General features: G+C 72.0%; 22 protein-coding genes. 9 read left to right on the top strand and 13 right to left on the bottom strand.

All coding sequences use genetic code 11. The annotated features are described in order from the left end of the window. Positions 1-16 precede the first annotated feature (16 nt). Positions 17-1249 carry an ROK family protein gene (locus DEJ48_RS34685; RefSeq protein ID WP_150220086.1) on the top strand — a complete coding sequence of 411 codons (1233 nt, stop codon included), beginning with the start codon at positions 17-19 and terminating at the stop codon, positions 1247-1249. Between the two features lie 51 nt (positions 1250-1300). Here the strand turns inward: DEJ48_RS34685 and DEJ48_RS34690 are convergent, their stop codons facing one another. After that, the gene (locus DEJ48_RS34690) at positions 1301-2455 is read right to left on the bottom strand and encodes a serine hydrolase domain-containing protein (RefSeq protein ID WP_223832294.1); all 1155 of its coding nucleotides are present in this window, start codon (positions 2453-2455) and stop codon (positions 1301-1303) included. A gap of 146 nt (positions 2456-2601) precedes the next feature. Here DEJ48_RS34690 and DEJ48_RS34695 point away from each other — a divergent pair, with 146 nt between their 5' ends. After that, complete coding sequence (locus DEJ48_RS34695) at positions 2602-3099, top strand: hypothetical protein (protein ID WP_223832295.1); 498 nt, start codon at positions 2602-2604, stop codon at positions 3097-3099. Between the two features lie 127 nt (positions 3100-3226). Here DEJ48_RS34695 and DEJ48_RS34700 read toward each other — a convergent pair whose 3' ends face one another. Next, positions 3227-5101, bottom strand: a complete 1875-nt coding sequence (locus DEJ48_RS34700; RefSeq protein ID WP_150220087.1) for a trypsin-like serine peptidase — start codon at positions 5099-5101, stop codon at positions 3227-3229. Between the two features lie 151 nt (positions 5102-5252). On the opposite strand from DEJ48_RS34700, the gene DEJ48_RS34705 reads away from it, so the two are divergent. Beyond that, complete coding sequence (locus DEJ48_RS34705; protein WP_150220088.1) at positions 5253-5774, top strand: hypothetical protein; 522 nt, start codon at positions 5253-5255, stop codon at positions 5772-5774. Next, complete coding sequence (locus DEJ48_RS34710; protein ID WP_150220089.1) at positions 5774-7207, top strand: M1 family metallopeptidase; 1434 nt, start codon at positions 5774-5776, stop codon at positions 7205-7207. Before DEJ48_RS34705 ends, DEJ48_RS34710 begins: the two co-directional genes overlap by 1 nt. Here the strand turns inward: DEJ48_RS34710 and DEJ48_RS34715 are convergent. From DEJ48_RS34715 to DEJ48_RS34740, 6 genes are all read right to left on the bottom strand, one after another. Further along, positions 7196-8374: an MFS transporter gene (locus tag DEJ48_RS34715; RefSeq protein ID WP_150220090.1), complete on the bottom strand. Its 1179-nt coding sequence runs from the start codon at positions 8372-8374 to the stop codon at positions 7196-7198. The genes DEJ48_RS34710 and DEJ48_RS34715 overlap by 12 nt on opposite strands. Before the next feature lie 114 nt (positions 8375-8488). Next, entirely contained in the window at positions 8489-9088 is a 600-nt protein-coding gene (locus tag DEJ48_RS34720; RefSeq protein ID WP_150220091.1) for a TetR/AcrR family transcriptional regulator, read from the bottom strand. A gap of 66 nt (positions 9089-9154) precedes the next feature. Beyond that, entirely contained in the window at positions 9155-10084 is a 930-nt protein-coding gene (locus DEJ48_RS34725) for a phosphotriesterase (protein ID WP_411757511.1), read from the bottom strand. Next, positions 10078-10662 carry a DUF4865 family protein gene (locus DEJ48_RS34730; RefSeq protein ID WP_150220092.1) on the bottom strand — a complete coding sequence of 195 codons (585 nt, stop codon included), beginning with the start codon at positions 10660-10662 and terminating at the stop codon, positions 10078-10080. The genes DEJ48_RS34725 and DEJ48_RS34730 overlap by 7 nt, the downstream gene beginning before the upstream one ends. A gap of 23 nt (positions 10663-10685) precedes the next feature. Continuing rightward, positions 10686-11081 (bottom strand): cupin domain-containing protein, encoded by a 396-nt coding sequence (locus tag DEJ48_RS34735; RefSeq protein WP_150220093.1) that lies wholly within the window; start codon positions 11079-11081, stop codon positions 10686-10688. A gap of 11 nt (positions 11082-11092) precedes the next feature. Continuing rightward, positions 11093-11668, bottom strand: coding sequence for a TetR/AcrR family transcriptional regulator (locus DEJ48_RS34740; protein WP_223832296.1), 576 nt, complete (start codon positions 11666-11668; stop codon positions 11093-11095). 189 nt (positions 11669-11857) lie between these two features. Between DEJ48_RS34740 and DEJ48_RS34745 the strand changes: the two genes are divergently transcribed. Genes DEJ48_RS34745 through DEJ48_RS34755 form a run of 3 tightly spaced genes read left to right on the top strand, consistent with a single transcriptional unit; the run spans position 11858 to position 15596 of the window. Then, a complete protein-coding gene (locus tag DEJ48_RS34745) occupies positions 11858-12178 on the top strand; it encodes an SHOCT domain-containing protein (protein ID WP_150220095.1) in 321 nt (106 codons plus the stop codon). Next, a complete protein-coding gene (locus tag DEJ48_RS34750; protein WP_223832297.1) occupies positions 12175-13038 on the top strand; it encodes an ABC transporter ATP-binding protein in 864 nt (287 codons plus the stop codon). The genes DEJ48_RS34745 and DEJ48_RS34750 overlap by 4 nt, the downstream gene beginning before the upstream one ends. Next, positions 13035-15596 carry an ABC transporter permease gene (locus DEJ48_RS34755; protein ID WP_190538103.1) on the top strand — a complete coding sequence of 854 codons (2562 nt, stop codon included), beginning with the start codon at positions 13035-13037 and terminating at the stop codon, positions 15594-15596. The genes DEJ48_RS34750 and DEJ48_RS34755 overlap by 4 nt, the downstream gene beginning before the upstream one ends. A gap of 74 nt (positions 15597-15670) precedes the next feature. On the opposite strand, the gene DEJ48_RS34760 is transcribed toward DEJ48_RS34755, so the two are convergent. Continuing rightward, positions 15671-16144 (bottom strand): ATP-binding protein, encoded by a 474-nt coding sequence (locus tag DEJ48_RS34760; RefSeq protein ID WP_150220097.1) that lies wholly within the window; start codon positions 16142-16144, stop codon positions 15671-15673. A 193-nt stretch (positions 16145-16337) separates the two neighbouring features. After that, positions 16338-16670, bottom strand: a complete 333-nt coding sequence (locus DEJ48_RS34765; protein ID WP_150220098.1) for a hypothetical protein — start codon at positions 16668-16670, stop codon at positions 16338-16340. Between the two features lie 333 nt (positions 16671-17003). On the opposite strand from DEJ48_RS34765, the gene DEJ48_RS34770 reads away from it, so the two are divergent. After that, on the top strand, positions 17004-18101 hold the full coding sequence (locus tag DEJ48_RS34770) for a PLP-dependent cysteine synthase family protein (RefSeq protein ID WP_150221579.1): 1098 nt from the start codon (positions 17004-17006) through the stop codon (positions 18099-18101). 37 nt (positions 18102-18138) lie between these two features. Here DEJ48_RS34770 and DEJ48_RS34775 read toward each other — a convergent pair whose 3' ends face one another. Further along, positions 18139-18618: an SRPBCC family protein gene (locus DEJ48_RS34775; protein WP_150220099.1), complete on the bottom strand. Its 480-nt coding sequence runs from the start codon at positions 18616-18618 to the stop codon at positions 18139-18141. 62 nt (positions 18619-18680) lie between these two features. Continuing rightward, positions 18681-19547 carry a DeoR/GlpR family DNA-binding transcription regulator gene (locus tag DEJ48_RS34780; RefSeq protein WP_150220100.1) on the bottom strand — a complete coding sequence of 289 codons (867 nt, stop codon included), beginning with the start codon at positions 19545-19547 and terminating at the stop codon, positions 18681-18683. 219 nt (positions 19548-19766) lie between these two features. Between DEJ48_RS34780 and DEJ48_RS34785 the strand changes: the two genes are divergently transcribed. Continuing rightward, a complete protein-coding gene (locus tag DEJ48_RS34785) occupies positions 19767-22139 on the top strand; it encodes a hypothetical protein (protein ID WP_150220101.1) in 2373 nt (790 codons plus the stop codon). Here the strand turns inward: DEJ48_RS34785 and DEJ48_RS34790 are convergent. After that, complete coding sequence (locus DEJ48_RS34790; RefSeq protein ID WP_150220102.1) at positions 22099-24519, bottom strand: right-handed parallel beta-helix repeat-containing protein; 2421 nt, start codon at positions 24517-24519, stop codon at positions 22099-22101. The two genes, DEJ48_RS34785 and DEJ48_RS34790, sit on opposite strands and share 41 nt — an antisense overlap. Between the last annotated feature and the right edge of the window lie 33 nt (positions 24520-24552).

Consider the following 24552-nt stretch of genomic DNA (forward strand, 5'->3'; position numbering starts at 1 on the left):
TGGGAGACTCGCCCTCATGAACGGCAAGGCTGACCCCCGTGCCGAGGGGGAAGTGACCACGCGTACCCGCCTGGAGCGAGGGCGCGGCGCGCTGGGCCCCGCGCTCGAACTGGTCCACACCGGGCGTGCCCCCACCCGTGCCGTGCTCACCGCGGAGCTGGGCGTCACCCGCGCCACGGCGGGCGCGGTCGCCGCCGAACTGGAGGCGCTCGGGCTGATCCGGATCGACGCGAAGCCGAGCGCGGCAGCGGGCTCGCAGGGCAGGCCCTCGCACCGGCTCGCCGTCGCCGAGGCGGGGCCCGTGGCACTCGCCGCGCAGGTGCACGCCGACGGGTTCAGGGCCGCGCTGGTCGGGCTCGGCGGCGGCATCGTGGCGACGGCGCCGGGCTGCGAGACCGTCGACGCCGATCCCGCACAGGTCCTCGGAGCGGTCGTCGACGCGGGCGCGCGGCTGCTGCGCGAGACCGGGCGGCGGTGTGTGGGCGCGGGCCTCGCCGTGCCGTCCGCGGTCGCCAAGCCGGAGGGCACCGCTCTCAACCCGCTGCACCTGGCGTGGCCCGCGGGCGCGCCGGTCAGCGAGATCTTCGCGGAGTGCGTACGGGACGCGGGCATCGAGGGGCCGGCCTTCGCGGGCAACGACGTGAACCTCGCCGCCATCGCCGAGCACCGCCACGGCGCGGGCCGCGGCGCCCGGGACCTGCTGTGCGTGGCGACCGGGCACCGGGGCGTCGGCGGCGCCCTCGTCCTCGACGGCCGCCTGCACACCGGGAGTTCGGGCCTGGCCCTGGAGGTGGGGCACCTCACCGTGCACTCCGAGGGCCGACCGTGCTACTGCGGAAGCCGGGGCTGCCTGGACGTCGAGACGGACCCCCTGGCCTTCCTGACGGCGGCGGGCCGCGAGCCGGGCCCCGAGGGACTGCTCGTGCAGGCCCGCGAACTGCTCCGCGGCGCCTACGACGACCCGTCCGTGCGCTCCGCCGCCGAGGCCCTCATCGACCGGCTCGGTCTCGGACTCGCCGGCCTGGTCAACATCCTCAACCCCGACCGCATCATCCTCGGCGGTCTGCACCGCGCGCTCCTGGAGGCGGACCCGGAACGGCTGCGCGCGGTCGTCGCGGACCGGAGCCTGTGGGGACGCAGCGGCGGCGTACCGATCCTGGCGTGCACCCTGGACCACAACAGCCTGGTGGGGGCAGCCGAGTTGGCGTGGCAGCCGGTCCTTGACGACCCGCTGGGAGCGTTGGGGTAGGGCCGCCCCCCCCACGGAACCGCGGCCGTCTGCGCGCGCACGGCGACACCCTCAACCGGAGCGCCGCACGCGCTCCGCGATGCCGTCGGTCAGCTCCAGTTGGCCGTCCTCCAGGTTCCAGTTCCCCTTCTGGTACGCGTGGTTGCTTACCCAGAACACCAGGATCCGCCGGCGTCGGTACTCCGCGACGGTCGCCAGCGACCAGTCGTTGCCGCCGTCGTGCCAGGCGACCCGGCCGTCGGGGGAGTCGACGACGACCCAGCCGTAGCCGTACGAGCCGTCCAGCTCCGGCACCCGCACCTGAGGGGCGAGCAGCTTCCGTTTCGCCGCCTCGGAGAGGACGGTGCCGCCGGTGAGGGCGCGGTGCCAGCGGAACATGTCCCGGGCGGTGGAGAGCATTCCGCCGTTGCCGCGCAGATTCCAGTACGGGCCGTCGGGCGCCCACGGGTGATCCATCGGCCGTCCCTGGGCCCGCCCGTTCCGGTCGTACTCGACGGCCACTTGCGCGCGGTCCCAGGCAGGCAGTACGTAGCCGGTGCGGGTCATCCCGGCGGGCCGGAACAGACGCTCCGCGAGGAAACGCTCGTAGCTCTGTCCCGAGACCTTCTCGACGATCGCGGCCAGCAGGCTGTAGCCGACGTTCGAGTAGTGGAACTCCTGGCCCGGCGCCGATCGCAGCGGTGCCTTCATCGCTCCCGCGAGCATCTCCGCGCGCGACACCGGCTCGTAGTCGTCACCGAGCCCCTCGGGCAGGCCGGCCGTGTGCGTGAGGAGCTGGTGCAGGGTGATGTCCCGCTTGTCCTCGGGGACGGGGCCGAGATAACGGTCGATCCGGTCGGTGACCCGCAGTTCGCCCGCCATCTCCAGCTTCAGGACGGCCGCGGCGGTGAACTGCTTCGTGATGGACATGACGTCGTACACGGTGTCGCACGTGGCCGGGGTCTTCGCCGCGCGGTCGGCGAGACCGCGTCCCGCGCAGTGCCCCAGATCGTCGCCACGGGCGGCGGCGACGGTGATGCCGGGCCCCGCGGGGAGAACCGCGTCGAGGTAGTGGTCCACAGCCGGGTCGTGCGGGTCCGACGACCGGACCGGCGCCTCCCTCGCCCGAACGCCATCGGACTCCGTGCCGGTCACGGCGGGAGCGGCGTTCGAGCATCCGGCGAGGGCGAGTACGAGCGACAGCGCGAGGGAACCGAGGCGATGCACGCGGGCCTCCAAGACAACGACGACAGTGACGAGGCCGAGACTGACCGGCGGTCCGGGGCTCGCTCGACGCATGAGCTGTTCGAGGTTGTGCGAGTTTCCGTTCACGCAGGTCAGCGGAGTACGCAGAAACCGGAGGAGCCCCACACATGACGCCCCCGATGCCACCGCCCGCGCAGTCCGCACCGCCCCACCCCGCCGGAGAAGCCGCGTTCATGGCCGAGCTGCGCCGCCTCAAGGCCTGGTCGGGCCTCAGCTACCGGGAGTTGGAGCGCGCGGCGGCCGCGGCGGGCGAGGTGCTGCCGTACTCGACGGCGGCGACCATGCTGCGCCGTGACCGCCTGCCCCGCGAGGCCGTCCTCGTGGCCTTCCTCGTCGCGTGCGGGCTCGACACCGACGACACCCGGCGGTGGGTGACCGCCCGCCGGGAACTCGCGGCGGGCCCACGGCCTCCCGCGCTCATCCCCGACCAGCCGGTGTCGTCCGTACGGCACAGATGGCGGCGGCCCCGTCTCGCGGTCGTCGGCCTCGCCGCGGCCGCGGCGGTCCTCGTCGGCGCGGGCGCGGCGGCGACCGGCGCGACGACCGCGCAGGAGGAGCAGCAGACGGAGGCGCAGCAGACGGTGGGCATCGCGCAGCGGCCCTGAGCGGCCGCGGCCCGACGCGGCAGGCGTGCTGGCGCGGAGGTGGTCCGCCGGATCCGCAAGGGGGTCGCACGAGGAGGCCGGCGGAGCACAGCCGGCGCGACCTGCCGCGCCGGCTCGCTCGTACGCGTCAGGCCGGCGGATACACCAGCGTGATCTCGCGGTTCAGGCCCGTCTCGTCGGCGTCCGGGTACATGGACACCTCACCGTCGGACCAGCGCACCAGGAAGTCGTCCGGGTGGCGGTTCTCCGTGTAGTCGCCTGCGGCCAGGACCGTGGCGTGCTCCCAGAGGCGGTTGGGCTTCTTGAGCTGCGTCTCGCCGTGGAAGCCGTTCTGGTCGATGTCCTTGTAGAGCGTCAGCTCGCCGTCGGTCCAGCGCACCATCAGGTCGTGCTGGTCGTTGCCGGTGAAGTCGCCCGAGGTCAGCGTCGAGGCGTGCTTCCAGGTGCCGTTGGGGGCGGCGAGTTTCTTCTCGCCGTGGAAGCCGTCGCGGTTGACGTTGGTGTAGAGGGTGACTTCGCCGTCGCTCCAGCGGACCAGCAGGTCGTCGGTCCACTTGTTGTCGCTCGTGTAGCGGCCGCCGGTGATGGACGTGGCGTTCTTCCAGAGCTCATTGGGCTTCTGGAGCTGGACCTCGCCGTGGAAGCCCTTCTCGTCGACGTCCGGGTAGAGCGTCAGCTCACCGTCGGACCAGCGGACGATGAGATCGTCACGGTCGGCGCCGGTGAAGTCGCCGGACGCCATGGTGGCCGCGTGCTTCCAGGTGCCGTTGGGGCCGGTGAGACGTATCTCCTTGTCGAAGTTGTCGGCGTCCTCGCCCGCACCGCGGTACAGGGTGACCTCGCCGTCGGTCCAGCGCACGATCAGGTCGGAGTAGTCCCACGTACCGGCGTTGCCGTCGGTGAAGTAGCCACCGGCCATGGCTTCGGCGTGCTTCCAGGTGTCGGCCTTGCCGAGGACGCCGCGGCCGGCCGGCGGGCGGTTGTTGACCGCGTCGTCGTACAGCGCCTTGGCGTCGCCGTCGAGGTACGAGCTGTACGAGATGTCGTCCTTGTCGCCGCCGGTCTTCCAGCCGCCGATGACGCCGATGAGGCCCCAGCCGTTGCCCTGCTTGATGAGGAAGGGGCCGCCCGAGGCGCCACCGGAGTACTTGTCGCACTGGATGCGCAGGAAGCTGCCGGGGATCTTCGGGTCGGTGCTGTTGTAGCGGACGGTCTTGTCCGTGCAGTCCAGCGGGCGCTTCTGGTTGGCCGGGTAGCCGATCAGACGGACCGGGGAGTGGTCGTACCCCGCGTTGATCTTCAGTTCGGCGCCACCGACGACGTCCTCGACGTTCTTGCCGCCGCGCGGTTCGAGCTGCAGGAAGTTGAAGTCGAGGTCCGCCGCGGCGTCGGGGCCCTTGGACAGATACCGCTTGTCGACGTAGATGCGTCCGGGCTTGACGGTGAACGCGCCGTGCGGCTTCTTGCCGTCGTCGTACTGCGGGACGAACGTCAGGTTCTTGCGCGCGTCCTGGTCGTCGAAGCAGTGACCGGCGCTCATCACGAGGTTCTTGCCGGGGCTCTTGACGACGGTGCCGCCGCAGAAGCGGCCGGTGTTGGTGCCGTCGTTCCAGAAGAAGGTGCCGACGATCGGCAGCCCCTCGAAGGGCCGGCTGGCGGAGCGGGGCAGCCGGGTGGGAGCGGAGAACCGCTTGTCCTCCTGCTCCCGCACGGGCCGGGCCTCCCGCATGCGCTCCGGGGTCCAGTAGTCGTCGGCGTCGGCCGGCGTGAAACCGCGCGCGTCCTCGTCGCCGTGGGCCGGGACGGGAGTCGGCGGGACGGTGGCCGCAGGTGTGGCGGTGGCGGGAGGCGTGGCGGTGGCCGTCGGTGTGGCGGGCCGCTGCGCCGCGGTGGCTTCCCCCGAGGGCGTCGGATCGCCGGGTTCCGCGTACGCCGGTAGGCCCGGCAGCAGGATCAGCGCCGCGGCCCCCGCCGCGACGCCCAGCGCTCTGCGCACATGCATGGTCGTTTCCCCCACAGAAGACGAGAGGCGGGTCACGCTTTGTGGCGTGACCGCGCCAATATGAGTCATGATCGTAGAACTATGGCGGACTGGAGGACATATGGACAACTTCACTTCTCTGTCCGTACGTAGCGGATATGTCGCAATTGCTGTGCCTGTACTGCTTCTTGGGGCCGCGGGCGCGGCGCACGGCGACGCGCTGCCGTTCCCGGGACGGGGTTACGTCTCCGTCGGAGGCCCCGCGGAGGCGGGCGAGGTCGTGGACATCACGGTGAAGGAGCGTCCGGGCAATCCGCATCCGACGGCGGTGGACGTCTCCAGCCCCGCGCTGACCGATGACACCGTCCTGGGGGACTCCGGGCGGGCGTGGGTGGGCGCGGCCCGCATCAAGAAGAACGTGAGGCCCGGCACGTACGAAGTGAAGGTCACCCTCCGCCACAAGGACGCGGACTGCGTCGGCGAAGGGGAGCAGGAGTACGTGTGCGACTACCCGCCGATCGTCCTCAAGGGGAAGGTGAAGGTGGCGGCGGCATCCGAAGAGGCTGCTGGGAGCGGGCCCGGGTTCGGTGCGGGCATCGCGCTCGGCGTCGGCGCGACCGCCGTCGCGGCGGCGATCGGCGCGGGAGCGGTACGGGCCCGGAGCAAGCGCCGGGCAGGAGGCGAACCCTCGTGATGTCGAGACGCACGACGAGGCAACGTCACACCCGCCACGCGCTCCTCGCGGCACTGCTGCTTCTCGCAGGCACCGCCTGCACCGGCGGCGACGGCACCTCGGCGGTGGCCCGCCCGGGAGCGAGCGGCGTCAAGGACGCGCTCTTCCCCACCCTCGGCAACGGGGGTTACGACGTCTCCCACTACGCCCTCGACCTCGACTACGTCCCCGACACCAACCACCTCAAGGGCACCGCGGTCATCACCGCCCGCGCCACCCAGGGCCTCAGCCGCTTCAACCTCGACCTGGCAGGGCTCAAGGTGCGCACGGCCACGGTGGACGGAGCCGAGGCCCGCTTCAGCCGCTCGGGGAACGAACTGACGGTGACGCCCGCCGAGGCGCTCGGCGACGGCGACACCTTCAAGACCACCGTCACCTACGACGGCACCCCGAAGATGATCGAGGGCGCGGACGGCGGCCTGGAGGGCTGGATCGAGACGGACGACGGCTCGACCGCCCTCGGACAGCCGACCGGCTCCATGACGTGGTTCCCGGGCAATCACCATCCTTCGGACAAGGCGACGTACGACATCGCGGTCACCGTGCCCAAGGACGAGGACGGCGACCCCTACGACGTCGTGAGCAACGGGGAGTTGACGAAGGAGCAGGACAAGGGTGACCGCGTCACCCGGCGTTGGCGGACCGAGGAGCCCATGGCGAGCTACCTCGCCAACGTCACCGTCGGTTACTTCGAGGTGCACAAGGGCCGGACCTCCGACGGCGTGCCCCTGTACATCGCCGTCGACCCGGACCAGAGCGAAGACGCCGATGGCGTCGAGGAGTTGGTCCCCGACGTCATCGACTGGGCCACGGAGAACTTCGGACCCTATCCCTTCTCCTCCGCGGGCGCCGTCGTCGACCACCTCCCCGGACTCGACTACGCCCTGGAGACCCAGACGAAGCCGTACTTCGAAGAGGCGCCCGAGGACACGCTGGTGGTGCACGAGATGGCACACCAGTGGTTCGGCAACTCGGTCACCCCGCGCGCGTGGAAGGACCTGTGGCTCAGTGAGGGCCTCGCCACGTACGCGGAGTGGCTCTGGCAGGAGGACCAGGAAGGCAAGCCCGCGCGGCAGACCTTCGAGGAGTTCTACGACGGCACGCATCCGGAGAGCGAGGGAATCTGGGACTTCCCGCCGGCCGCGCCGCCCAGCGGGGGACGCATGTCGGACTCTCCCGTCTACGGACGGGGCGCCATGGTCGTGCACCAGGTGCGCGAGGCCGTCGGCGACGACACCTTCTACGACATCCTCCACACCTGGACCGAGCGCCACCGCCACCGGAACGCGGACACCCGGCAGTTCATCGACCTCTGCGAGGAGAAGTCGGGCAAGGACCTGTCCGGGGTGTTCGACACCTGGCTCTTCGGGGCGAAGAAGCCGTCAGGCTTCTGACGGGGCGGCCAGCTCCAGGCGGGCCTTGGCATTCCGCCGCCGCAGGTCGGGCACCAGGGAGACCAGGCCCAGTACGGCCAGACCCGCGCCGATCCACAGCGGGGCCCGCAGTCCGAACGTGTCGATCGCGGGCCCGCCGACGGACGTGGCGATGATGATGCCGAGCGTGATGAACGACGAGTGGACGGTGTTCACCAGGGACCGCGCGTTGCCGACTCGCTGGACGCGGGTCACCAGGGCCGGGTTCATGGTGACGCCCACGAGACCGATGCCGAGCATGAACACCACTGCGGGAACGGTCAGTTCGGCGAAGAGCGCGAATGCGACGAGGAAGGCAAGGTTGAGCCCCAGGCCGACGACGAGCACGGGAAGGGTGCGCCGGTCGGCGAACCGGCCGACGACGGTGTTGCCGATGACGGTGGCGGCGCCGTAGGCGACGAGCAGCAGCGGCACGGTTCCCGTGGAGAAGCCCGTCAGCTCGGTGAGGATCGGGTTGAGGTAGCTGAAGGCGGAGAAGGTCGCGCCGATCACGAACGTGCTGGTGGTGAGCGTGAGCCACAGCCGGGGGTTGCGGAAGGCGCCCAGCTCCTGGCGGAGGCCGCTGGGCTCCTCGCTCTCGCCCTCGGTGCTCGGAACGCCGATGAGCGTGGCCGCGGCGGCGAGCACGGTCAGCACGGTGATCGCCCAGAACGCGGAACGCCAGCCCAGGTGTTCACCGACGACCGTGGCGAACGGCAGCCCGAGCAGCGTGCCCAGCATCAGCCCGTTGAGTGCCACCGCCACGGCGCGGCCGCGCACTTCGGGCCGGGTGATGCGGGAGGCCAGCGATATGGAGACGCCGAAGAACGCCTGCGACGCGATGCCGGTGAGAACGCGGGCGACGAGCAGGGTGCGGTAGTCGGGGGCGAGGGCGGCGAGCACGTTGCCCGCGAGGAAGATCCCGAAGAGCAGCATGAGCGCCGACTTCTGACGCAGCCTCAGTACAGCCACGGTGAGGAAGGGCCCGCCGAGCGCCATCGCGGCGGCGAAGGCGGTGATGAGATAGCCGATCTCGGGAATCGTGGCGTCCAGACCGTCCGCCATCTGCGGCATCAGGCCGGCGACCACGAACTCGCTGGTCACCATGGCGAAGATGCCGAGGGCTAGTACGTATACGGCGCGGGGCATGGCGGAGTACTCCTGTCGGGTAGGTTTTGGATGGATCGGTACAGAAAAAGGACACGGGAAGGCGCGGAGGCACGCGAGGGCGCCGCGAACGCGGCAGGAATCGCGGTGTCGTCGCTAGATGCCGGTGAGCGCGTCCATCGCGGTGTCGGCGATGGCCCGCAGTGCGGCCAGGTCGGCGCCGCCCTGCGCGGAGACCCGCATGCCGCCGATGACGGCGTTGAGATAGCGGGCGAGTGTGTCCGCGTCGCGCCCCGAGGTGATGTCGCCGTCCGTCTGGCCGGCGCGGATCGTGGCGCGCAGCGCGGTGAGCCGCGCGGCGAGGTCCCGCTCCAGCATCGCGGCGGCCTCCGGGTCGCGCCCGGCGAGCTCGACCGTGGTGTTGACCGTGAGGCAGCCGATGCTGTGGCCGTCCCTGCGCTGCGCGAACTCGCCCTCGATGATCCGGTCGAAGAGCGCGCGCAAGCGCTCCGTGGCCGATCGCTCCACGTCCTCCAGGATCTGCGACTGGCCGGCGTTCATGCCGTCCATGTACCGGGTCAGGGCGCGGCGGAACAGGTCGTGCTTGCTGGTGAACGTGTTGTAGATGCTGCTGCGGCCCAGGCCGGTGGCTTCGCACAGATCCTGGGTCGAGGTGGCTTCGTAGCCGTTCGCCCAGAAGGCATGCATCGCCGCGTCCAGGGCCCGTTCCTCGTCGAAGCTCCTCGGTCGGGCCATGCGGAGACCGTACAGGTTTTGGAACGCTCGGTGCAATACGAGGTCCGCCGGGCTCCCCGGGTGCTCCTACCTCCAGCGCACCCCGAAGGCCCGCCCGGGGTTCACCGTCAGGATCTGTTCCACCAGTTCCTCGCCCACGGCCGTCGCGAGCCGCGGGCGCACCCGGCGCAGCAGATGCGGCATGCCGGGGCCGCCGTGCACCGATCGCGCCCCGGCCGTCGTCGTGTCGCCGCCCAGGAGGAGGCGGTCGCCGAAACCCGCGTCCGCCAGGGAGCGCACCGCGTCCGGCATGCGCCAGTCCGTGGCGTGGTGGGCGCGAGAGGGGCCGTCCAGAGCCAGGTACGCACCCGACTCGGCGGCCTGGAGATGGGCGGTGAGGTCGGGGGAGCGGTTGAGGTGGCCGAGGACCACGCGGTGCGGCGGCACACCGCAGTCGCCGCAGAGCAGGTCGAGTACGTCGAGCGCGCCGGTGCCCAGCTCCAGGTGGACGGTGATGGGCGCGCCCGTGGCGTGGTGCGCCTCGGCCGCCGCCGTCATGGTCCAGCGCGCGTGCGCGTCGAGGCCGTGGAACCCGCCCGCGACCTTGATGAGCCCCGCTCGCACCCCGGACTCCCCGATGCCTTCGGTGAGTTCACGGGTGAAGAGCGCCGCGAGGCCGTCCGCACGCAGGTGATCCAGCAACTCGGTTTCGTAGTGGGCCGCTTGATGCAGCCCCGTCGCGGCGACGACCCGTACGCCCGCGGCCCTCGACAGCTCCGGCAGCAGTTGGGCGCGGCGCCCCATCCCGTGCGGCGTCCACTGGATGACGCTCTGCCCGCCCGCCGCGCGGAACGCGGCCAGTTCCTCCGCCGCCGCGGACGGCGAGTCCAGCTCCTGGCCCGGGAGTTGCGGGCTGCGGAGGAAGAGGTGGTCGTGGGCGTCGCAGACGCCGAGATCCGCCGGGGCGACGTCGCCGAGGACGGTACGGACCGTGAGGCCGCCTCCCTCGGTCACCACTGCCGCCCCCGCGGCAGCTTCTCCCGCTCCGGTGCCGACACGTGCAGCACCTGGAAGACGTCCCCGACGCCCTGCGGCGCCTCGCTCTCCCAGAGCGAGAAGTGCACGGCCTCCCACGTCCGCGGATCCACCGCGGTCAGTGCGCTCACCGCGCCCTCGTTCCGCGCCAGACGCCCTGCTTCCGCGGCGAGTTCGGCCGCCGTGCCGGGGAGGTGCATCGATGCCGGAACGCGCTGCCGACGGCGGATCGCCGCTCGCGGCACGGCCCCGGACGCGGACCCCTCCTCGTACGCGAGCGTCGTCCAGTGCTCCACCGTCGGGCGCCCGAAGTCCTCGCTCAGCCCCTGGAATCCGGGCCCCCAGAGGAACGAGTTCATGCCCTCGGCCGTGTTCCAGAGATAGAACGGCGCGTACTGGTTCACGGGCGAGTCGTCCTTGCCCCGCTCGCGCATCAGGTACGCCTTGAAGCCGAGCCCGGGGAAGTCGTCCAGCAGGTGGCCCTTCGTCTCGACCCGGTTGCGTATGACGCCCATGTCGTAGTCGGCGGGCAGGGTGATCTCGTACTGCATCGCGTGCATGGCGTACTCCTTCCGCAGCGGACTCAGGCGGCGCGACCGGGGGTGTCGACCAGGTCGCCCCACTCGGTCGTCGTGCCGTCGGCGGCCGCCTCCACCACGGCCAGATGTGTCATGAACGTGCGCGGTCCCGCGCCGTGCCAGTGCGACTCGCCGGGCTCGATCCACACCGTGTCGCCGGCCCGGATCGGCTCGACCGGGCCGCCCTCGCGCTGCACGAGTCCCTCGCCCTCGGTCACGTACAGGACTTGGCCGTGCGGGTGGCGGTGCCAGGCCGTGCGGGCGCCGGGGGCGAAGTGCACGCTGAACATGCGCAGGCGGGACGGGGCGTCGGGCGCGGCTATCTCGTCGAGCCAGACGGTGCCGGTGAAGTTCTCGGCGGGGCCCTGGTGGGTGTCGGGCCGGTTCCGGGTGATGTGCAACGTTCCAGTCCTCAATGGGAGTTGGGGGTGCGGGCGGCGGCGAGCAGGGCGAGCAGGCCGCGCACCGCCGTGTCGAACGCGGCGGGCGAGCCCGACGACCGCGCCAGGACATAGCCGCCCTGCACCGTCGCGACGACCGTCGACGCGATGTCCTGCGGGACGAGCACGGCCGTGAACTCGCCCTGGGAAAGCCCTTCTTCGACGATTCCGGCGATCCGGTCGCGCAGCCAGTCGAGGGTCTCGGTGACGGGTGCGCGCAACGCGTCGCTCGCGATGACGTCCGGGTCCATGGTGAGCCGCCCGACCGGGCAGCCCTTCAATACGTCGCGCTCGCGCAGCAGGTACGACTCGATGCGCGCGTACGCCGATCCGTCGCCGCCCAGGGTCGCCTCGGCCGTGGCGCGCATCTCCTCGGCGGTGCGCCGGATCGCGGCGAGCGCGAGGTCGGGCTTCCCGGCGAAGTGGTGGTACATGCTGCCCTGCCCCGCGCCCGCGTGCTGCTGGATGGCCTTGGGGCTCGTGCCGACGTACCCCCGCTCCCACAGCAGCTCGCGGGTGGACTCGATCAGACGCTCCGGAGTGCTCATGAAGCCACTGTACATACTAGTAGGTACAAAGAGCCAGTGGGCCGTGTGATCAGGCCGGGCGTAGCCGTCGCGGTCCGGCGTACTCCCGCGGTGGTACGCGCGGTGCCGCTGGCCGTACGACGACGTGAGGGCACCCCCGGGGCGAGTTTGGAGGCATCGCGGAAACCGCTTCGGAGGAGATGAGTTCAGATGCAGACCTTGGCGCACTGGGACGGCGGGCCCGGCCCGTGGATCCTGTTCTTCCCGCTGATCTGGGCGGCTGTCGTGGTCGGCGCCGTCACCCTGCTCCGCCGCACCGTGTGGCGCGGCCGCCGCGGTCCGTTCCGTGGCATGGGCGGACCCGCCGGGCCCACGGGGTACGCCGGGCGAGCGGGCGTCGACGAGCACTCGCCCATCGCCGTGCTCGGCCGCCGCTTCGCCTCCGGCGAGATCGACGAGGACGAGTACTGGCGCAGGCTGACCGTCCTCAACGAGGAGTTCGGCCGCACCTCCAAGGGCGGTCCGGCATGAGCACCGCCACCGGACGGGCCGCGAGGCCCGTGGGCACCGGCGCCGCCCGCGTCGCCGACGCCGTGAAGGTGTACGGCAGCGGGGACACCGCCGTACGGGCCCTTGACGGGGTGAGCGTCGAGTTCGCCGCCGGACGCTTCACCGCCATCATGGGCCCGTCCGGGTCCGGCAAGTCCACCCTGATGCACTGTGCCGCGGGCCTGGACACGCTCACTTCGGGCGCCGCGTTCATCGGCGACACGGAGCTCGGGAAGCTGGACGACCGGCGCCTCACCCTGCTGCGGCGCGACCGCGTCGGCTTCGTCTTCCAGGCGTTCAACCTGGTGCCGACGCTGACCGTCGCCGAGAACATCACCCTGCCGATGGACCTCGCCGGGGTCCGCGGCGACCGTGACTGGGCGGACGCCCTGATCGACGTCGTCGGGCTCCGCGACCGGCTGCACCACCGGCCCGCCGAACTCTCCGGCGGCCAGCAGCAACGCGTCGCCGTGGCGCGGGCGTTCGCCGGCCGTCCCGACGTCGTCTTCGCCGACGAACCGACGGGCAACCTCGACTCGCGCTCCGGCGAGGAGGTGCTGAACCTGCTCGGCCGTGCGGTACGTCAGATGCGCCGCACCGTCGTCATGGTCACGCACGACCCGGTGGCCGCCGCCCACGCGGACGAGGTCGTCTTCCTCGCCGACGGACGCCTCGTGGACCGCATGGAGTCACCGACGGCCGACCGGGTCCTGGACCGCATGAAGGCGTTCGACGCGCGGCCGCCGGCTCCCGCCGCGCCCTCCCCCACGCACTCCGCCGCGCCGCCCCACGCACCGGGCGCGCGGCCGATGGGAAAGGAGTCCCGGTCATGGACTCCCTGACCGCCGCCGTGCGGCTCAGCGCCTCCTCGCTGCGCGGCCACAGACGACGCTTCGCCGGTACGTTCCTCGCCGTGATGCTGGGCGTCGCCTTCCTGGCGGGCACCCTCGTCATGGGCGACACCCTGCGCGCCAGTTTCGACACGATGTTCGGCAACGCCACGAGCGGCACCGACGCCGTCGTCCGGAGCGCCGCCACCATCACCACCCCCGACGACAGCCAGGGCACCCGCAAGCCCGTCGACGCCGGCCTCGTGGACACGATCGAGAAGACCGGGCACGTGGCCGCGGCCGCACCCGAGATCCAGGGCGCGGGCCAGCTCCTCGGCAAGAACGGGAAGCCCGTCGGCGGTCAGGGCCCGCCCACCCTCGCGGGCAACTGGATCGACGACAGCGAGCTGAACGCGTACCGACTCGCCGAAGGGCGCGCCCCGTCCGGGCCCGGTGAGGTCGTCGTCAACCGCGGCGCCGCGAAGACCGGCGACCTCGAGGTCGGCGACACGACGACGCTGCGCACCCCCGACCCCGTGCGGGTGAAGATCGTGGGCCTCGCGACCTTCGGCGGCGAGGACGGCATGGCGCAGACCACCTTCACCGGCATGACACGCGCCGACGCCGAGAAGTACCTCACCCCGAAGCCCGGCGAGGCCTCCGCCATCCGGGTGCGGGCCGGACCCGGCGTCAGTCAGCAGGAACTCGTCGACGCGCTGACTCCCGTACTGCCCAAGGGCGTTGAGGCCATCACGGGCGAGGCGTCGGCCACGGAGAGCACCGACAACATCTCCGGCCAGTTCCTCTCCGTCTTCACCACGTTCCTGCTGGTGTTCTCCGGGGTGGCGCTGCTGGTCGCCACGTTCAGCATCCACAACACCTTCGCCATCGTCGTCGCCCAGCGCACCCGCGAGAACGCGCTCCTGCGCGCGCTCGGTGCCTCGCGCCGTCAGGTGACGGTGTCGACCCTCGTCGAGGCGAGCGCCGTCGCCGTCATCGCGTCGGCCGCGGGTCTCGCGGGCGGCATCGGCGTCGCGGCCGGACTGCAGGCACTGTTCCCGGCGATCGGATTTCCCTTCCCCGAGGGCGACCTGGTGATCAGTGCGCTCTCCATGCTGCTGCCCCTCGCCGTCGGCCTCGTGGTCTGCCTGGGCTCCGCGCTGCTGCCTGCCCTACGGGCCGGGCGCACCGCCCCGCTCGCCGCACTGCGCGAGACGGCCGTCGACCACTCCGGTGCCTCCCGCCGCCGCACCGTCGTCGGCAGCGGCCTCGCCCTGGTCGCCGTGGGCCTCGCCCTCACCGGCGTCCTGGTGAGCCCCTCCATCTGGCTCGCCGCCGGGGGAGCGGTGCTTGCCCTCGTCTCCTTCGTGGTGCTCGGCCCCGTCGCCTCCTCGCGGGCGGTACGTGTCCTCGGCGGGCCGCTCGACCGGCTGCGCGGCGTCACCGGCGGTCTCGCCCGGCGCAATGCCCTGCGCAGTCCGAAGCGGACGGCCGCCACCGCGAGCGCGCTGATGATCGGCGTCGCCGTCGTCTCGCTCTTCACGGTCTTCGGGGCCTCCCTGAAGGCCACGATGGACCAGACCGTGAACCGCTCCTTCGCCGGGGACGTCGCGGTGAGCACCCCCGGCTTCGGCGCGGGCGGCAGCGGGCTGAGCCCGAAGCTGGCCCCGGCGCTCGCGCGGCTCCCCGAGGTCGAGACCGCCGTCGGCCTCGGCAAGGGCGCCGCGGAGGTCGACGGCGAGGGTCGCGCCCTCACCGTCACCGACCCGAAGCCCTTCGCCGAGTCCTTCGACCTCGGCGACGTCGACGGTTCGCCCGGCGCGCTCGGCGACCGAGGCATCGCGATCACCCGGTCGGAGGCGGAGAAGCAGGACCTGAAGGTCGGCTCGCGCACCGAACTGGCCTTCGCCGACGGCAAGAAGGAGACCTTCACGGTCCGCGCGGTCTTCGGCAGGTCGGAGCTCGCGGGCGACTACGTCATCACCCGCGAGGCGTGGGCACCGCACCGCATGCAGGACTCCGACACGCTCGTGTCCGTCACGTTCAAGGACGGCGTGAGCACCGCCGAGGGGAAGGCCGCGGTCGCCGCCACGGCGCGGGACTTCGGGAATCCGGACGTGCAGACCCGGTCCGGGTACGCGGAGACCTCCGCGAGCGGCATCGACATGATGCTCACCCTCGTCTACGCCCTGCTCGCCCTCGCCGTGCTGATCGCCCTGCTCGGCATCGCCAACACGCTGACCCTCGCGGTCCACGAACGCACCCGTGAGCTGGGCCTGCTGCGCGCGGTCGGCCAGACCAGGGCGCAGCTGCGCGCCATGGTCCGCTGGGAGTCGGTGCTCGTCGCCGCCTTCGGGACGGCGGGCGGGCTGGCGCTCGGCGGCTTCCTCGGCTGGGTGCTCGTCAAGGCGTCCGACAGCACGACGGAGAGTGCCTTCGCGTTCGCCGTACCACCGGCGCAGCTGGTAGTGGTCGCCCTGGTGGGCCTGGCGGCGGGCGTGTTGGCGGGCCTGCGTCCGGCTCGGCGGGCGGCGCGTCTCGATGTGCTGCGGGCCATCGCCACCGAGTGACGCCGCGGCCCGAAGCGGCGCCCACCCCGTCCTCGTGTCCGACGCGGGTGAGCGAGCGGACGATCACCGCCCGGTCAGCCGACAACGGCCGACCGGGCGGGAGTCTTCTCTGCCGCCCCGTACACGGGATACGGCGCGAGGGCCACCGCCGGGGAGACCGCGGGGAGCGTGAACCACACGACCTTTCCCGCGTCGCCCTGCGGCCGCACGCCCCAGCTCTCGCTCACCGCCGCGACCATCGCGAGCCCCCTGCCACAGGTGGCGAAGGCATCGGATTCACGGAGTTCGGGAAGCCGGGGGTCGTGGTCGTGGACGGAGACCGTGAGCCGGTCGAGCAGCAGCTCGATCTCCACGGTGCACATCTTGTCCGGCTCGGCATACCGGTGGACGTTGGTGAGAAGCTCCGTCACACCGAGGGCGGCCTGGTCTATCAAGGGATCGAGATGCCAGTAGCGCAACTGCGCAGATACGATTCTGCGGACCTGGCCGATCCGCGACGGCAGGGCTTGGAGCTCTACCGTGCAATGCCTGCTTGGCTGGCTGATCACGGCTGCGACTCCCCGAATTGAGGTCCGGAAGAAGACGACGATCGGATCCAGCAGGGGCCGCGTGGTCTGCCGCCTGCTGTGTGGCCGGCGGGGCTGGTTCGCAGCGTCATCGCCGGTAAACCCAGAGTGATGTGAGACCAGAGTGACCCAGGGGGTGCGGGCATGCAACTCGCGCGTCGTGCCGAGTGTCCGATCAGCTCCGCCGGACCCGGTGTTCCGTGGCGTCGCGCACCGCCTCGATGAACCTGCGCACCGTGGGCGGACCCGCTTCGCCGGGGCGCGGTTCGTGCTCGCCGAGCGTGAGGCGGTAACGGGTGCCGTTCACTTCGGCGAGAGCGCTGTCGTCCGGGGCGAACCAGGGCTTGCCCGTGCGGACCGCCTGCAGCGGTGCGCTGTCGATCTCCGTGCCGTAACTGGTCAGCAACTCCAGCCTGCCGTCGGCGATGCGGACCTGACCGGCACGGGTGAGGGAGCGCAAGCGCCGCCCGATCCGCACGCCCGTGGCCGTGAATTCCGGCTCCGCCATGGCACTCCGCCCCCTTGTGCGTTTCGGGTGAACAGCTCCGACTCGGGACAGATGCCCCGTGCCCTGAAGTCTGCACGTCCAGGGCGTCGAGCACCAGTACACATGGGGACGTCCGGCCCAGGCTTCCGGGACGCCCGCGACGGCCCGCCGGCAAGCTCTGCCCAAGGCTGTGACAGCTGCTCCTTTGAGGTGCTCAAAGGTGTGTTTATGCAGGTGAGAAGGGTGTTGGAGGTGTTTAAGATCGAGGTGTACGGCCGCGTCCGAATCGCGTCCGGCACGACGCGAAGGAGCCTTGCCGTGAGCACCCCACAGCAGTTTCGAGCCGACGGACCCATGCCGACGCTCGACGTCGACCACAGCGACGCGACGTACCGGGCATGGCTCAAAGAAGCCGTCCGCAAGGTCCAGGCGGACGCCAACCGTTCGGCCGACACCCACCTGCTGCGCTTCCCGCTGCCCGAACACTGGGGCATCGACCTGTATCTCAAGGACGAGTCCACGCACCCCACGGGCAGCCTCAAGCACCGCCTCGCCCGCTCGCTCTTCCTCTACGGCCTGTGCAACGGCTGGATCCGGCCGGACCGGCCGGTCATCGAGGCCTCCAGCGGGTCGACGGCCGTCTCCGAGGCGTACTTCGCGAAGCTGATCGGGGTGCCCTTCATCGCGGTGATGCCCCGCACGACCAGCGCCGAGAAGATCCGTCTCATCGAGTTCCACGGCGGCCGGTGCCACTTCGTGGACGACCCGCGCACGATGTACGCGGAGTCCGCCGCCCTCGCCGTCGAGACGGGCGGCCACTACATGGACCAGTTCACCTACGCGGAACGGGCCACGGACTGGCGGGGCAACAACAACATCGCCGAATCGATCTACCAGCAGCTGCGGCTCGAGCGCTATCCGGAGCCCGCGTGGATCGTCGCCACGGCGGGCACCGGCGGCACCTCGGCGACCATCGCGCGCTACGTCCACTACATGCTGTACGACACCCGCATCTGCGTCGCCGACCCCGAGAACTCCTGCTTCTTCGACGGCTGGACGAAGAACGACCCCGACGCGACGAGCGACTGCGGCTCCCGCATCGAGGGCATCGGCAGGCCCCGCATGGAGCCGAGCTTCGTGCCCGGCGCCATCGACCGCATGATGAAGGTGCCGGACGCCGCGTCCGTCGCCGCGGTCCGCGCCCTGGAGCAGGCCATCGGCCGCAAGGCGGGCGGCTCGACCGGCACGGGCTTGTGGAGCGCGCTGAAGATCGTCGCCGAGATGGTGGCCGCGGGGCGCACGGGCAGCGTCGTCACCCTGATCTGCGACCCCGGCGACCGCTACCTGGACAGGTACTACTCCGACGCGTGGCTGACCGAACAGGGCCTGGACATCACGCCCTACGCGCAGGCCATCGACACGCTCCTGGAAACCGGGGCGTGGCCCGAATAGCAAACGGACCGCCCGGCGGCCACGCCTGCGAGGAGGGCTACGCCGCCTGTGCGGCGAGCCGCTCGTCCAACGCCACGACGGCGTCCCGGAACGCCCGGCCGAGTCCCGCGCGGCCGAGCTTCAGGGCGCCGCGCAGCGGCGCCGCGCCGTCCATGGCGAAGGTCCACTGCACACGGGTGCCGGTGCCGGCGGGGGAGAGCAGCCACTCCTCGACGAGGGCACGCAGGCCGGGCGCGTTCGCCCGGTCGACGCGGTAGACGTAACGCTCGGGGCCCTCCGCCGCCAGTATCGACTCCTGGAAGCGCGTGCCGCCCTTGAGCCGCACCTCACGGCCCGTGCCGCCCCCGGTCGGCCGGCACAGGGTGACCGCGGTGAACCACTGGGGCCAGCCCGTCACATCGTCCGCCAGCGCGCCGTACACCGCCTCCGGAGGCGCGGACACCTCACGCGTGAAGACCAGACGCACCGGAGCGGATGCGACGAAGTCGGGCCCCACAGGGTTCAGTCGGTGTGCCATCGGACTCTGCCCCCAGCGGAACGTGACGGTTGACCGGCGACGTCACCATAGCTGGCGGGCCGTCAGATGTCTGCGTCGGCCTCGGAGTCGACCGAGCCGGAGACCTCGTCGGGCACCGCGCGCTCACCCGTCACCACGACCCGGTTCACGTGCTCGGAGATGTCCACGTGCGCCTCCGCCGGCAGCCCCGCGTCCGTCACCAGCGTGTCGACCTGCGAGAGCGAGGCGAACGAACTCAGCCCCACCGTCCCCCACTTGGTGTGGTCGGCGACGACCACCACGCGCCGGGCCGACTGCACCAGACGCCGGTTGGTCTCCGCCTCGGCCAGGTTCGGCGTCGACAGGCCGGCCTCCAGCGATATGCCGTGCACACCGAGGAACAGCACGTCGAAGTGGAGCGCGCCGATCGCCTGGTCCGCGACCGGACCGACCAGCGAGTCCGACGGGGTCCGCACGCCACCGGTCAGCACGACCGTCGCCGCGCCCTGCCGCTGCCCGGAGACGCGCTGCGCGGAGTGGAAGACGTCCGCCACCCGCACCGAGTTCGTCACCACCGTCAGATCCGGCACGTCCAGGAGGTGGTGCGCCAGCGCATACGTCGTCGTACCCCCGGAGAGGGCGATCGCCGTGCCGGGCGCCACCAGAGACGCCGCGGTCCGCGCGATGTCCTCCTTGGCGGTCAGCTCAAGGCCCGACTTGGCCTCGAACCCCGGCTCGTGCGTGCTCGCCTCGACCACCGGGACCGCGCCGCCGTGCACCTTCTCCAGGACGCCCTGACGGGCCAGCGCGTCGAGGTCACGACGCACCGTCATGTCGGACACACCCAGCTTGCGGGTGAGTTCGTTGACCCGGACCCCGCCGCGGCGGCGCACCTCGTCCAGGATCAGGGCACGGCGCTGCTCGGCCAGGAGGTTCTGATTGTCGCTCACGCCCGGTCCGGCCCTTCTGCCGCGTCGTCCCCCACGCGCCCGCCCGGCGCGCTGCCTCATCCTCGCACGCGCCACCGACAGCCGTGCCACCGACCGGGTGGGCCGTACGACGGCGGGGAAGAACACGGGAGGGGGAGATTACGTGACGAGGGGTGCACGCGGACCCGCGCCCCTGGATCCTTGTCCTCTCACCACGCGCATCTCGGGGGAAGCGGAACAGTGGAACGAGCAACGCAGGACGAGACGGCCCTGGAACTCCTGGTCCACGGAGTCGGGGGAACCACACCGGAAGAGATGCTGGGCGACCCGCGCACCGTGCGGATCTCCGGCGACGACACGGCGGCCGTGTTCCGCCGCACCGAGGACGCCGACGCGGAACGCCGCCCCGACGACTACCGCGGCAAACCGGTCCCCGAGGCGTACGTCTGGTGCAACCTGACCTCCGGCAACGGCTCCCGCGCCCTGTGGCTCCTGCTGCTGCCCTTCATGGTGGTCAACCTCGCCCACTGGATGCGGCCCACCTCCCGCCACCGCAAACGCCTCGTGCGCACCTACGGCCTCCTGGTGCGCCTCGTCGGACTCACCCTCACCGTGCTGCTCGTCGCCGCCGCCTGCGAGCTCGCCCTCGACCTCACCGCCTGGCAGTGCGCGGGCACCCCCGAGTGCTCCGGCGACCGCGACTGGCTCGGCTTCCTCTCCACCGACGCCTCCGGCGACGGCGGCTGGTGGTCCCAGCCCGGCCGCCGCCTCGCCCTCGCCGCCCTGCTGCCCGCCGCCCTCACCGGCCTCCTCTGGTACCTGTCCCACCGCACCTGGAGCGCGTACGAATCCCAGCAGCCGCTGCCCCAGCAGCCCGACCCCGAGGAGGAGACCAGCCGCACCGCGCTCGGCAGGCCCGGGTTCTGGTACGGCCGGCGCCTGGTGGCCCGCCTGCGCGCCGCCCACACCGCGGCCGGACTCCTCACCGTCGCCGCGGCGGTCGGCACCTCCGCCGCGCGGCACGACCGACGCCCCGGCGGGCCCGGCCTCCTGGAGACCATCGGCTGGGCACTGGACGCGACGCTCGTCCTGGGCGGGGCGGTCGTGGTGTGGGTGGTGTGCCGCAGGGGACGTACGGAGAACAGGCTCGACCGGCAACTGGACAGGACTCTCGTCCGTTGGCTGCCCCTCGGCGCGCTGGTCCTCCTCGTCCTCGTCCTCCTGTACGCGGGCTGGTCACGCCCCGGCTGGCGCTCGGAAGGCAGGCTGCCGGGCGACGCGACCTTCGGCGGCATCGCGCTCGTCCAGGGCGTCCTGATCCTCGGCCTCGCGGTCGTCGCCCACCTCCTGTACCGCACGTCGCCCGACTCCCGCACCGCCATCCGCGGCTTCGGCGGACCCGCCGTCGCCATGCTGTCCTGCGCGCTCGGCGGGGTCATGACCGGCGGCGGGGCGCAGCGCGTCTCCGACTGGCTCGACGGCAGCCAGGGCTCCATCGACGGACCCGCCCTGGTGCTCACCTGGCAGGCCTCCGTGATTCCGCCGCTCCTCGTGGTCGTCGCGGTGCTCTGCGGCTGGTTCGGGGTCCGCACCGTCCAGCGCAAGCGCCGGGAGATGGCGCGGATGGCCGACGACTATCCCGACGAGCGCAAGGACTCCACCCGCACCCACCGCATCGCGGGCACACGCGCGCGTGCCGCCCTCACCGACCGCGCGCCCCTGCTCGTCGGCATCATCTCCGCCGTGACGCTGCTCCTGGGAGCGGCCGCGCTCATCGGCGCGTGGATGACGGACGAAGTCCCGGCGCGGGCTGCGGACGGCACGCCCGACGTCGTGGAAGGGGCGGCGCAGACCTCCCAGGCTCTCGGCTCCTGGCTGATCGGCTTCGGCTTCATACTCTTCGTCACCTGGGGCCGCCGCGCCTACAAGGACCCCTCCGCCCGCCGCACCATCGGCATCCTCTGGGACGTCGGCACCTTCTGGCCGCGCGCCGCCCACCCCTTCGCGCCGCCCTGCTACGCCGAGCGCGCGGTGCCCGACCTGACCTGGCGGATGGCCAGTTGGACGCGCGCCACCAGCGCCACGGGCGGCCGCCTCGTCCTCTCGGGCCACTCGCAGGGCAGCGTCCTCGCGGCGGCCGCCGCCTGGCAGCTGCGTCCCTCGGTCCGCCGACGCGTCGCCCTGCTCACCTACGGGTCGCCCCTGGAGCGCCTCTACGGACGGTGGTTCCCCGCCCACTTCGGGCCCGCGGCGCTGAGCTCCCTGCATCGCGAGGTCGACTGCTGGCGCAACCTGTACCGCACCACCGACCCGATCGGCGGCCCCATACAGCTGCACGGCGACTGCGGCCCGCAGGTCGACCGCGCCGCCCTCAAGGACCCCTTGGCCTACGGCCGTACGGAAGGCCACCCACTGCCCGCGCCGATCCTCGGCCACGGCGACTACCAGGCGGACCCCGCCTTCGCAGAGGAACGGGCCAGGCTCCTGGCCCGCCTCAAGGCGAACGTGCCGCCCCCGAGGCCGGAGGCGACGCCCTCGGCGGCCGCGCAGGGCGCCCCGGAGGCGGGGAGCTTCACGCGGGCTCCGGCAGATCCTCCGGGTACAGCAGGGTGAGGTCGTCCGTGCTCGGCTCGCCGAGCTGCGCGACCCGCCCCGCGTGCCGTTCCACCATCGCCTCGAAGGTCTGGCGCGCGGTGCGGCCGTTGCCGAACGCGGGGCCCTTGGGGAGCACCGTGAAGTACTTCAGGAGCGCCTCGGACGTGCCCGTGCCGAGGCGGTACTCATGCTCCTCGGACTGCTGCTCCACGATCCGCAGCAGCTCCTCGGGGGCGTAGTCGCTGAAGGTGATGGTCCGTGAGAAGCGGGACGCCACACCGGGGTTGACGGAGAGGAACCGCTCCATCTCCACGGTGTATCCCGCCACGATCACCACAACGGCCTCGCGGTGGTCCTCCATCAGCTTCACGAGTGTGTCGATGGCCTCCCGGCCGAAGTCGCGCCCCGAGTCCTCGGGGGAGAGGGCGTACGCCTCGTCGATGAACAGGACGCCGCCGCGCGCCCGGTCGAAGGCCTCCTGGGTGCGGATCGCCGTGGAGCCGATGTGCTCCCCGACGAGGTCGACGCGGGACACCTCGACGAGGTGGCCGCTCTCCAGGACGCCGAGCGAGGCGAGGATCTCGCCGTAGAGACGGGCGACGGTCGTCTTGCCGGTGCCGGGGGAGCCGGTGAAGACGAGGTGGCGGCGGACCGAGGCGGCCTTGAGCCCGGCCTGCTGCCTGCGCCGGCCCACCTCGATCATGTCGGTCAGGGCGCGCACCTCGCGCTTGACGCTGTCGAGGCCCACCAGGGCGTCGAGTTCGCCGAGGACTTCCTTGGAGGCCCGGGAGCTCTTCTCGGCGGCGGGCGCCGAGGGCTGCGGGGTCTGCGCGCTCTGCTGGGCGGGCAGGGCGCCGAGGAGGCCGACGGTCTGGGTGGCCGTCTGCACGGCGGGCGCGGGCTGCGCGGGCGCGCCGGGGGCACGCAGGCCGCCGCTCTCGTCGCTCGCGCAGTCCTCGACGATCGGGCCCTCCTCGGAGAACTCGAAGCCGCCGCGGGCGCACCGCTCCGTGCGGCACTTCTTCAGCGTCGTACGGCAGCCGTCTATGACGTGGAAGCCGTAGCCGTCGCTGTTGCTGACCCGGCAGCCGTGGAAACTGCCGCGCCCGCCCGCCGACACGTAGAAGCCCGCCTCCGCGGGCGAGGTGACCGTGCACCGCTCGATCGTCGGGTCCGCGCCCTTGGTGACGATCACGCCCGTCTGCACGGCGTCCACCGTGCAGTTGGCGAGCGTGCCGCCGCTGCCGTGGTCGCGGAACCAGGCGCCCGTCGCCGCCTCGCGGATACGGCAGTCGTCGAGCTGCGCGGTCGCACCGTCGCTCACCGACACCGCGGTGTTGCGCACCTGCGAGAGGTCGCTGTCGACGACGTCGGTGCGCGAGCCGCGGTCCAGGACGAACAGGGCGTCCGGCACGTCGTGCACCCGGCACGACTCCAGGACGGCCGTCGCGCCGTCGCTGACCCAGACCGCCGGATAGTCGCCCGTACTGTCGTGGATCTCGCACTGATTGGCGTCCACGCGCGTGCCCGGGTCCCAGACCGAGAGACCGTTGCGCCCGAACCGGCTCACCGTGGACCGGGTGAGCGTGAGCACGGAGCGCGAGCGCAGGTCGATCGCGTTCTCCGGGATGTCGTGGATACGGCAGTCGGCCAGTGTGAGCACGGCGTCCGTGTCGAGCGTGACGCCGTCCGAAGTGGTCCGGTGCACGTCGCAGTCGGTCAGGTGCGCGGCCGCCCGCCCGGTGACCTGTACGCCCGAACCCTTGACCTCGTACACCTCGCAGCCGATCGCCTCAAGACCCGTGTGCTCCCCGGTCACCGAGAAGCCCGCGCCCGACGCGTGGTGCACCCGGCACCGCTCAAGACGGGGGTGGGCGCCGCCGCGCACCGCGACACCGGACTGGCCCGCCGCGACGATCTCGCACTCCTCGAAGACACCGCCGCCCCCGTCGAGCACCGCGATGCCGATGCCGCCGGGGTTGTCGACGGTGCAGCGCCGCACCGTCGGCCGCGCCCCGCCGCGCACTTCGAGACCGGCCGCCGACCGCGTCACGACACGGATGCCGGTGAGTTCGGGTGCGCCGTCCTCGACGAGCAGCGCGGGCGCGGACGAGTCCTGGCCCTCGATGTGCAGGTCCTGGACGACCGCGGAGGCGCGGATGGTCAGGGGCACCCCGTCGGAGGGCGCGATGCGCACGGAGCCGGGCGAGCTCTCCGGGCCGCGCAGCGTCACCGTGCGCTGGACGACGAGGTTCTCGCGGTAGGTGCCTGCGGCAACGGTCAGTACGTCCCCGTCGCTCGCGGCCTCCAAGGCAGCGGCGAGCGATGCGTACTCGCCGGTGCGGCGCCGCCACCGCGACGTGCCGGTGTGCGTCACCTGGACCGTGCCCTGTGCCATGGAGTTGCTCTGCCCCCACCTTGTCGTACGCGG

Source organism: Streptomyces venezuelae, from assembly GCF_008642315.1.
Lineage (GTDB): Bacteria > Actinomycetota > Actinomycetes > Streptomycetales > Streptomycetaceae > Streptomyces > Streptomyces venezuelae_D.

What these genes read in the sequence shown, in the direction of transcription:
- DEJ48_RS34730 (WP_150220092.1), bottom strand. Translation starts at nt 10,662, where the DNA reads ATGCACGCGATGCAGTACGAGATCACCCTGCCCGCCGACTACGACATG.
- DEJ48_RS34765 (WP_150220098.1), bottom strand. Translation starts at nt 16,670, where the DNA reads ATGGCGGAGCCGGAATTCACGGCCACGGGCGTGCGGATCGGGCGGCGC.
- DEJ48_RS34790 (WP_150220102.1), bottom strand. Translation starts at nt 24,519, where the DNA reads ATGGCACAGGGCACGGTCCAGGTGACGCACACCGGCACGTCGCGGTGG.
- DEJ48_RS34695 (WP_223832295.1), top strand. Translation starts at nt 2,602, where the DNA reads ATGACGCCCCCGATGCCACCGCCCGCGCAGTCCGCACCGCCCCACCCC.
- DEJ48_RS34750 (WP_223832297.1), top strand. Translation starts at nt 12,175, where the DNA reads ATGAGCACCGCCACCGGACGGGCCGCGAGGCCCGTGGGCACCGGCGCC.
- DEJ48_RS34740 (WP_223832296.1), bottom strand. Translation starts at nt 11,668, where the DNA reads ATGAGCACTCCGGAGCGTCTGATCGAGTCCACCCGCGAGCTGCTGTGG.
- DEJ48_RS34710 (WP_150220089.1), top strand. Translation starts at nt 5,774, where the DNA reads ATGTCGAGACGCACGACGAGGCAACGTCACACCCGCCACGCGCTCCTC.
- DEJ48_RS34720 (WP_150220091.1), bottom strand. Translation starts at nt 9,088, where the DNA reads ATGGCCCGACCGAGGAGCTTCGACGAGGAACGGGCCCTGGACGCGGCG.
- DEJ48_RS34685 (WP_150220086.1), top strand. Translation starts at nt 17, where the DNA reads ATGAACGGCAAGGCTGACCCCCGTGCCGAGGGGGAAGTGACCACGCGT.
- DEJ48_RS34700 (WP_150220087.1), bottom strand. Translation starts at nt 5,101, where the DNA reads ATGCATGTGCGCAGAGCGCTGGGCGTCGCGGCGGGGGCCGCGGCGCTG.
- DEJ48_RS34715 (WP_150220090.1), bottom strand. Translation starts at nt 8,374, where the DNA reads ATGCCCCGCGCCGTATACGTACTAGCCCTCGGCATCTTCGCCATGGTG.
- DEJ48_RS34745 (WP_150220095.1), top strand. Translation starts at nt 11,858, where the DNA reads ATGCAGACCTTGGCGCACTGGGACGGCGGGCCCGGCCCGTGGATCCTG.
- DEJ48_RS34775 (WP_150220099.1), bottom strand. Translation starts at nt 18,618, where the DNA reads ATGGCACACCGACTGAACCCTGTGGGGCCCGACTTCGTCGCATCCGCT.
- DEJ48_RS34770 (WP_150221579.1), top strand. Translation starts at nt 17,004, where the DNA reads ATGCCGACGCTCGACGTCGACCACAGCGACGCGACGTACCGGGCATGG.